Source organism: Achromobacter sp., from assembly GCF_049647645.1.
In the GTDB taxonomy this organism is placed as follows: Bacteria; Pseudomonadota; Gammaproteobacteria; order Burkholderiales; family Burkholderiaceae_B; genus Achromobacter.
The window spans coordinates 1-8,591 of sequence record NZ_JBARYB010000180.1 but is presented as its reverse complement, the minus strand read 5'-3'; the positions used below and the strand labels follow the sequence as shown (position 1 = coordinate 8,591).

The following is an 8,591-nucleotide window of genomic DNA, read 5'->3' as shown; positions in this document are numbered from 1 at the left end:
GCGGCCACCGCGGCCTGGGGATCGCCGGCCAGCCGGCGCAGCCAGCGCGCAGCCCAGACGGCCTCGGCCATGAGCAGCGCCGCCAGCGGCAAGGCCGCCCAGACGCCGGGCTCCAGGCGCAGCAGCCATTCGCCCGCCACCCGCAGCGACACGCAGATGACGCCGGCGGCCAGCATGGCCAGGATGACCAGGTCGCGCCGGCCCTTCTGATAATAGAAGCCCAGGCCCAGGGTCACCGCGACCCAGGCGATGCCGTTATAGATGCCCAGGCCGCGGCCCAGGAAGTCGCCAAGCATCTGGGTCAGCACCAGCACGCTGATCGCCAGAGCGGCCAGGACCCGCGGACCGACCAGGGTGCTGGCGCGCCAGCGGCGGGCAGCCAGCTCCCAGCCCAGCAGCAGCAGCAGGTTCAAGCCGGCCATCATCAGGCCGGGCACGCCCGGGCCGCCAAATATCAGCATCCAGGAGAACACCCGCTCGCCCAGCCACAAGGCCATGGCCACATTCAGCACCAGCGCCCACAGGAGCCAGACGGCCTGGCTGCCGGCGGCCAGCGCCCAGGGCAGCAGCAAAAGCGCCCACCAGGCGAACAATTCCCAGGTGTCGGCGCCAGTCTGGTAAGTTTGGCCTAGTAAAGCGAGCAGCGCGCCCAGCAGGATGCCGGCCAGGGCGAGCAGGGCGCCCGGTATGGTGCGGCGCACGCCGGGACTGGCACGCAGGCGCAATCCGGCCCAGGCGGCGGCCAGCGCACAAACCGCCAGCAACCCCTGGACGCCGGCGAAGCGCTGCACTTTTGTCATGTCCTGCCAGTTGGCGGCAACCCAGCAAACCGCGGCGCTTCCCAGCAGCAAAACACCTAGCCAGAGGGTGCTGCGCGCCAGAAATTGACGCCAAGCGTGTAGTTCGGATCCCGCTTGTCTTTCAGTGCCGACTTGCATCTGGCGAATCTCCGATCTTATTATCCGCGCTACTACGGCGGGACTGCCGCCACTGGATACACATGAATAAAACGCTGATTATTGCCGAGAAGCCCTCGGTGGCCCTTGATATATCACGCGCCTTGGGAGGCTTCGCGCGGGAGGGCGACTATTTTGAAAGCGAACGTTACGTCCTCGCATCGAGTATCGGGCATTTGCTCAGCTTGGTCGCGCCCAACGATCCGGTCAAGGGGAAGTGGAGCTTCACGCACCTGCCCGTGATTCCGCCTGAGTTCGAACTGGGCCCCACCGACAAGAAATCCGCCGAACGGCTTAAGCTGCTGGTCCGCCTGGCCAAGCGCAAGGACGTCGACGCCATCATCAACGCCTGTGACGCCGGGCGCGAGGGCGAACTGATCTTCCGCTACATCATTCAGTACGCGGGCGTGAAGAAGCCGATCCAGCGCCTCTGGCTGCAGTCGATGACCCAGGCCGCCATCCGCGAAGCCTTCGCCAATCTGCGCGACGACTCCCAGCTCAAGCCGCTGGAAGCCGCCGCCCGTTCGCGCGCCGAAGCCGACTGGCTGGTGGGCATCAACGGCACGCGCGCCATGACCGCCTTCAACAGCAAGGACGGCGGCTTCTTCAAGACCCCGGTCGGCCGGGTGCAGACGCCCACGCTGGCCATCGTGGCCGAGCGCGAAGAGCGCATCCGCCGCTTCGTGCCGCGCGACTACTGGGAGGTGCGCGCCACCTTCGTGGCGGCCGCCGGCCTGTACGAAGGCCGCTGGATCGACCCGCAGTTCAAGAAAGACGACCGCGACCCGGAAAAGCGCGAATCGCGCCTGTGGTCGGCAGCCGCCGCGCAAAGCGTGGTGGCCGCCTGCCGCGAACAACCGGGTAACGTGACCGAGGAATCCAAGCCGTCGACCCAGATGTCACCGGCCCTGTATGACCTGACCTCGCTGCAGCGCGAAGCCAACGGCCGTTTCGGCTTTTCGGCCAAGACCACGCTGGCCCTGGCGCAGACCCTGTACGAACGCCACAAGGCGCTGACCTACCCGCGTACCGATTCGCGCTACCTGCCCGAGGACTACATCGCCACGGTGCAGGAAACCATGCGCGCGCTGGCCAAGGGCGGCTCCAACGCCGTGGGCGGCCTGGCGCGCCACGCGGAAACCGTGGTCGGCAATCAATGGGTCAAGCCGAACCGCCGCATCTTCGACAACAAGAAGGTGTCGGACCACTTTGCCATCATCCCCACGCTGCAGATCCCGCACGACCTGAGCGAGGCCGAGGCCAAGCTGTACGACCTGGTTCTCAAGCGCTTCCTGGCAGTGTTCTTCCCCGCCGCGGAATACCGCGTCACTACCCGCATGACCGAAGTGCAGGGGCACCGCTTCCGCACCGACGGCAAGGTGCTGGTCAACCCGGGATGGCTGGCGGTCTACGGCAAGGAAGCCCAGGGCGAAGACGCCAACCTGGTGCCCGTGGCGGACGGCGAGACCGTGCGCACCGAGGACGTCGAGGCCGTCGGCCTGTCGACCAAGCCGCCGGCGCGCTTCAACGAAGGCACGCTGCTGTCGGCCATGGAAGGCGCGGGCAAGCTGGTGGACGACGAGGAACTGCGCGAAGCCATGTCCGAGCGCGGCCTGGGCACGCCGGCTACCCGCGCCGCCATCATCGAAGGCCTGCTCAACGAGGTCTACCTGCGCCGCGAAGGCCGCGACCTGGTGCCCACCGCCAAGGCGCGCCAGCTGATGACGCTGCTGTCCGGCTTGGACGTGACCGAACTGACCTCGCCGGAACTCACCGGCGAATGGGAGCACAAGCTCAAGCAGATCGAGCAGGGCGGCCTGGGCCGCGAAGCCTTCATGCGCGAGATCGCGCAGATGACGCAGGTCATCGTCAAGCGCGCCAAGGAATACGAACGCGACACGGTGCCGGGCGACTACGCCACGCTGCAAACGCCGTGCCCCAAGTGCGGCGCCGTGGTGAAGGAAAACTATCGCCGCTTTGCCTGCACCGCCTGCGACTTCTCCATCGGCAAGCACCCGGGCGGCCGCACCTTCGAACTGCCGGAAGTCGAAGAGCTGCTGGCCAAGCGCGAGATCGGCCCGCTGCAAGGCTTCATCAGCAAGATGGGCCGGCCGTTCGCCGCCATCCTGCGCATCAGCGATGAATTCAAGCTGGAGTTCGACTTCGGCCAGAGCGACGAAGACGACAACGAGGCCGTGGACTTCTCCGGCCACACGCCGGTGGGTTCCTGCCCCAAGTGCCAGTCGCGCGTGTTCGAGCACGGCATGAGCTACGTCTGCGAGAAATCCGTCGGCCCCGAAAAGAGCTGCGATTTCCGTTCGGGCAAGGTCATCCTGCAGCAGGAAATTTCGCGCGAGCAGATGGAAAAGCTGCTGACCAACGGCCGCACCGACCTGCTCGACGGCTTCGTCTCCAGCCGCACCAACCGCAAGTTCAAGGCCTTCCTCGTCCGCCAGCCGGACGGCAAGATCGGCTTCGAGTTCGAGCCGCGTCCTGAAAAGCCGGGCCGCGCGCCGGCCAAGACGGCTGCAAAAACCGCGACCAAGACCGCCGCCAAGAAAGCGCCGGCCAAGAAGGCCGCGGTGAAGAAGACCGCAACCAAGACGGCCACGAAAACGGCCGTCAAGAAAGCGGTGAAGAAGGCTGCGCCGAAAAAGACCGCCGCATAGCGGGGGAGCCACGCCTCTTCCGCGTATCGCGCACAACGCCCGGGCAACCGGGCGTTTTCCATTGTTGGACGCCAGTTGCTGGGGTATTGTCTACGCCAAACCGCTGCAACCAGACCTATACCGAGGACGACATGAGCAACAGCCCCGACTCCACCACCCGCCGCCGCGTGCTGGCCGCCGCAGGCGCGCTGGCCGGCATCAGCCTCATCAACGGCCGCGTCGCGTTCGCGCAGCCCAAGCTGGGCCGCGTGGTCTACGGCCAGGGCAGCATCGACCCGTTCTTCGCCGCCGGCTACGTCGCGCTGAAGAAGGGCTATTTCGGCGAGGGCGGGCTGGACGTCGAATACCTGAATTCGCAAAGCGGTCCGCGCACCAACCAACTGCTGGCCGCCGGCCAGATCGTGTTCGGCGCCACCGCCGCGACAGCCGCCCCCGCGCTGACGCTGGCCGGCAAGCCCGCCACGCTGGTGTTCGGCTTCGACCGCAAGCTCACCTACGCCAACGTCATCGTGCGCCGCGAGGACTTTGAAAGCGGCAAGATCAAATCGTTGAAGGACCTGGCCGGCAAGCGCGTGGGCGCCACCCAGCCGCAGTCCAGCACCTGGCTGATGGCGCTGTACCTGATGCAGAAGGCCGGCGTGGCCGACAAGGTGGACATCCGCCCGCTGGGCGACCTGGCCACCATGCTGGGCGCGCTCAAGACCGGCTCGGTGTCCGCCAGCATGGCCACCATGTCCATGATGGAACAGGCCCAGCAGGAAGGCTGGGGCGTGCCCATCTTCGACGCCACCACTGAAAGCTCGTGGAACGAATTCATGGGCGGCGACGTGCCGGGCATCGCGGCCCTGACCTTGCAGGACACCATCCAGAAGCGTCCCGAAGTGGTGCAGGCCTTCGTGACCGGCCTGGTCCGCGCGCAGGACTTCATCAGCGCCAACAGCGCCGCGGCCGTCACCGACGCCATCTACGACGATTACCTGAACGCCTTTCCGCGCGCCGCCATCGAGAAGACACTGGGGGTCTACAAGGACACGGTGTTCCTGAAGGACAACATCATCACCCAGGACGCCTATGACCGCATGACAGCCATCATGGGCGACGGCCGCCAGTTCTCCAACGACGAGATCAAGACCGTGCCCTACGACCGTTGCGTGAACATGAGCTTCGTGCGCCGCGCCCGGGGCCTTTGATGATCACGCTGGACAAGGTGGGCAAGGCCTACCAGACGCGCCAGGCCACCACGCATGCGGTGGGCGAGGTCAGCCTGACGATCCCGGAGGGCGAGTTCGTCTCCATCGTCGGCCCCTCGGGCTGCGGCAAGAGCACGCTGCTGAACATGATCGCGGGCTTTCTGCGCCCCACCACCGGCACCATCCGCGTGGACGGCCGCGTGGTCGACGGGCAGGTGCCGCCGGCCCTGGGCTACATCTTCCAGAAGGACACGCTGCTGCCCTGGTTCAGCGTGCGGAAGAACGTGGCGCTGGGCCTGAAGTTCCAGGGCGTGTCCGCCGACAAGATCGAGCGCCGCGTGGCCGAACTGCTGGAAATGGGCCACCTGAGCCAGTTCGCCGATGCCTTTCCACACCAGCTGTCGGGCGGCATGCGGCGACGCGTGGCGCTGCTGATGAGCCTGGCGGTCGAGCCCCGCATCCTGCTGCTGGACGAGCCCTTCGGCGCGCTGGACACGCACACCAAGACCCACCTGCACCGCGAACTGATCGAGATCTGGCGCAAGCTGGGCCAGACCATCGTCATGGTCACGCACGACCTGGACGAAGCGATTCTGCTGTCCGACCGCGTGGTGGTGTTGTCCGGCCCGCCCAGCCGCGTGCTGCTGGACGAACGCATAGAAATCCCGCATCCGCGCGACGTCTTCACGCTGCGCGAAACGCCGCAGTTCGTGACCCACGTGCAAAGCCTCTGGAGCGTGCTGGGACAGCAGTTCCGTGCCGCCGCCTGAACCGATACGCGTCATGACCACCACTGATTCCGCCGATTCCCTGCAGGACCAGCTGCGCCTGGACCGCCGTGCCAGCATCGCGCGCCGGCTGCGCATCACGCTGTGGCAAGTGCTGATTCTTGCCATCATCCTGGGCTCCTGGGAAACGCTCACACGCATCCCCTGGTTCACCCAGAACACGCTGTTCGATCCCTTCTTCATCAGCCAGCCTTCGCGCGTGGCCGTGCGATTGTGGGAGTGGCTGCAGCCCGGCCCGCGCTCGGTCTGGCCGCATTTATGGCTGACCCTGCAGGCCACCATGGTGGGACTGCTGGTGGGCGTGGGCAGCGGCTTCGTGGTGGGCATGACGCTCAGCCGCAGCCGCTTCCTGGCCGACGTGTTCAATCCCTTCATCGTGGCGTTCAACTCGATGCCGCGCATCGCCTTCGTGCCGCTCATCACCATGTTCTTCGGACTGGGCCTGGCCTCCAAGGTGGTGACGTCGTGGTTCGTGGTGTTCTTCCTGGTGTTCTTCAACACCTACAAGGGCGGGCGCAGCGTGGAGCGCGAACTGGTGGACTTCTGCCGCACGCTGGGCGGCTCGCCGCGCCAGATCCTGTGGCGGGTGCGCATCCCGACCGCGGCCGCGTGGACCTTCGCGGCCTTGCCCAATGCCATCAGCTTCGCGCTGATCGGCGTGGTGCTGGCGGAGTTCGTCGGCTCCACCACGGGCATGGGCTATCTGATGATCACCGCGCTGGCGACCCTGAACGCCACCGACATGTTCGCGGCGGTGACCTTGCTGTCCATCGTCGGCATCGCGCTGGTCTATTGCGTGACCTGGCTGGAACGCCGGCTGCTGCACTGGGCGCCCGAATTCCGAGAATGAAGGGGTCCCCCCGCAGCGCTGCGCGCTTCCCCCCAGGGGGCGCCGCTGCGTACCGGCTGAGCCGGATCCGCGCGGCCTCGATCGAGACGAAGCAATCTGGACTACTGAGATGAACACGCTACCGTATCTACGCAACTTCGATCTGACGGGGCAAGTCGCCCTGGTGACCGGCTCGGCCCGCGGGCTGGGCTTCTGCATCGCGCGGGCTTTGGCCGGCTGTGGCGCGCGCGTGCTGATCAACGGCCGCAACGCCGAAGCCGTCGCGGCCGCGGCGGGTGAACTGACCGCCGCCGGCCTGGACGCGCATCCGCTGCCGTTCGACATCAGCGACGACGCCGCCATGGAGCGCGCTTTCCTGGACATAGACCGCGACCACCGCCGCCTGGACATCCTGGTGAACAACGTCGGCGCGCGCAACCGCAAGACCCTGCGCGACACCAGCCCCGCCGAGATCCGCGAGCTGATCGACACCGACATGGTCGCCGGCATGCTGCTGGCCAAGTTCGCCGCCGAACGCATGGTGCGCCAGGGCAGCGGCCGCCTGATCGCGATCACCTCGGTGGTGGGCGAGCTGGCGCGCGCGGGCGATGCGGTCTATCCCGCGGCCAAGCAGGGGCTGACGGGCATGGTGCGCGCGCTGGCGGCGGAGTTCGGCGGCTACGGCATCACCAGCAACGCCATCGCGCCGGGCACCTTCGCCACGGAAACCAATGCGGAAATGGTGGCTGACCCCGCGGTCGGTCCGCGGATCGCCGAGCGCAATCCGATGGGCCGCTGGGGTGAACCGGAGGAAATCGCGGGCGCCGCCGTGTTCCTGGCGTCACCCGCGGCGTCATACGTGAACGGGCACGTATTGGTGGTGGACGGGGGTCTGTCGATCCAGTTTTGAGGGTGGAGGGGCGAAGCGCGAGAGAGCCGGAGTACGCATACCACCGATGCCCGCGAATCCAGGCCGCCCCCGCGTGCCCGACAACGACTCTTAGGTCGTCTCGTCCTGATACCAGACGCCTTCGGCCAGCATCATCTTCTGATGCCCATGGCCTGCCGGCATCATCGGGAAGCAGTTCTCCTGCGCCGTCACCGCCACGTCCAGGAAGTAGGGGCCGTCATGCGCCAGGCATTCGGCCAGCGCGGCGTCCAGCTGCGCCGGATCGTCCACCCGGGCCGCGCCCCAGCCGAAGGCGCGCGCCAGCGCCACGAAATCGGGCAGGGAGGCGTTGTAGCTATGGCTGTAGCGTCCGCCATGGATCAGCTCCTGCCACTGCCGCACCATGCCCATGTAGCCGTTGTTGCACAGCACGACCTTGACCGGCGTCTGGTGCTGCATGGCGGTGGACAGTTCCTGGATGTTCATCAGCACTGATGCATCGCCGCTGACGCAGACCACGGTCTTGTCCGGGTGTGCGACCTGCGCGCCGATCGCGGCGGGCACGCCATAGCCCATGGTGCCCGCGCCGCCGGAGGTCAGCCAACGGTTGGGCTTGTCGAAACGCAGGTACTGCGCGGCCCACATCTGGTGCTGGCCCACGTCGGTGGACACGATGGCATCGCGGTCCGCCAGCGCAGCGTTCAGGCGCGACATCAGGTGCTGCGGCAGGATCGCGTCGGCCGCCGGGGTGTAGCCCAGGCAATCCTGGGCGCGCCAGGCGTCGATGCGCTTGTACCAGGGCGCCAGCCGCGCCGCGTCCATCGGCTCATCGCCAAGTTCGGCGCGCAAGGCGCGCACCAGCGGCAGGCAATCGCCCACCAGCGCCACGTCCACGCGCACCACCTTGTTGATGGAGGCCGGGTCGATGTCGATGTGGATCTTGCGTGCATGCGGGCAGAATTCCGACAGCTTGCCGGTGATGCGGTCATCGAAACGGGCGCCGATGCAGACCACCAGATCGGCGTTGTGCATGGCCAGATTGGCCTCGACCGTGCCGTGCATGCCCAGCATGCCGACGAACTGCGGGTCGGACGCGGGGAAAGCGCCCAGGCCCATCAGGGTCAGGGTGCAGGGCGCACCGGTGTGGCGCACCAGATCGGTGTAGGCCTCGCAGGCCTCGGGGCCGGCGTTCACCAGCCCGCCGCCACCGTAGAAGATGGGCCGCTTGGCCTGGGCGATCAGCGCGGCAGCGCGGCGCACGGCCGACTGC

The 8,591-nt window shown here is 67.1% G+C and carries 7 protein-coding genes; 5 read left to right on the top strand and 2 right to left on the bottom strand.

Annotation, left to right across the window (positions count from 1 at the left end):
* On the bottom strand, positions 1 to 938 hold a 938-nt coding region (locus tag WBB14_RS20450), incomplete at its 3' end, for a DUF2157 domain-containing protein (RefSeq protein ID WP_424241458.1).
* Positions 939 to 1,000: 62 nt separating this feature from the next.
* Between WBB14_RS20450 and WBB14_RS20445 the strand changes: the two genes are divergently transcribed.
* The 5 genes from WBB14_RS20445 to WBB14_RS20425 all read left to right on the top strand — a co-directional run bounded on the left by WBB14_RS20445 (position 1,001) and on the right by WBB14_RS20425 (position 7,342).
* Positions 1,001 to 3,625 carry a DNA topoisomerase III gene (locus WBB14_RS20445; RefSeq protein ID WP_424241457.1) on the top strand — a complete coding sequence of 875 codons (2,625 nt, stop codon included), beginning with the start codon at positions 1,001 to 1,003 and terminating at the stop codon, positions 3,623 to 3,625.
* 131 nt (positions 3,626 to 3,756) lie between these two features.
* Positions 3,757 to 4,815 carry an ABC transporter substrate-binding protein gene (locus tag WBB14_RS20440; protein WP_424241456.1) on the top strand — a complete coding sequence of 353 codons (1,059 nt, stop codon included), beginning with the start codon at positions 3,757 to 3,759 and terminating at the stop codon, positions 4,813 to 4,815.
* The gene (locus WBB14_RS20435) at positions 4,815 to 5,585 is read left to right on the top strand and encodes an ABC transporter ATP-binding protein (protein WP_013390827.1); all 771 of its coding nucleotides are present in this window, start codon (positions 4,815 to 4,817) and stop codon (positions 5,583 to 5,585) included. The genes WBB14_RS20440 and WBB14_RS20435 overlap by 1 nt, the downstream gene beginning before the upstream one ends.
* A gap of 13 nt (positions 5,586 to 5,598) precedes the next feature.
* The gene (locus tag WBB14_RS20430; protein WP_332016140.1) at positions 5,599 to 6,453 is read left to right on the top strand and encodes an ABC transporter permease; all 855 of its coding nucleotides are present in this window, start codon (positions 5,599 to 5,601) and stop codon (positions 6,451 to 6,453) included.
* A gap of 109 nt (positions 6,454 to 6,562) precedes the next feature.
* Entirely contained in the window at positions 6,563 to 7,342 is a 780-nt protein-coding gene (locus WBB14_RS20425; protein ID WP_424241455.1) for an SDR family oxidoreductase, read from the top strand.
* A gap of 90 nt (positions 7,343 to 7,432) precedes the next feature.
* On the opposite strand, the gene WBB14_RS20420 is transcribed toward WBB14_RS20425, so the two are convergent.
* On the bottom strand, positions 7,433 to 8,591 hold a 1,159-nt coding region (locus WBB14_RS20420; protein WP_424241454.1), incomplete at its 5' end, for a thiamine pyrophosphate-dependent enzyme.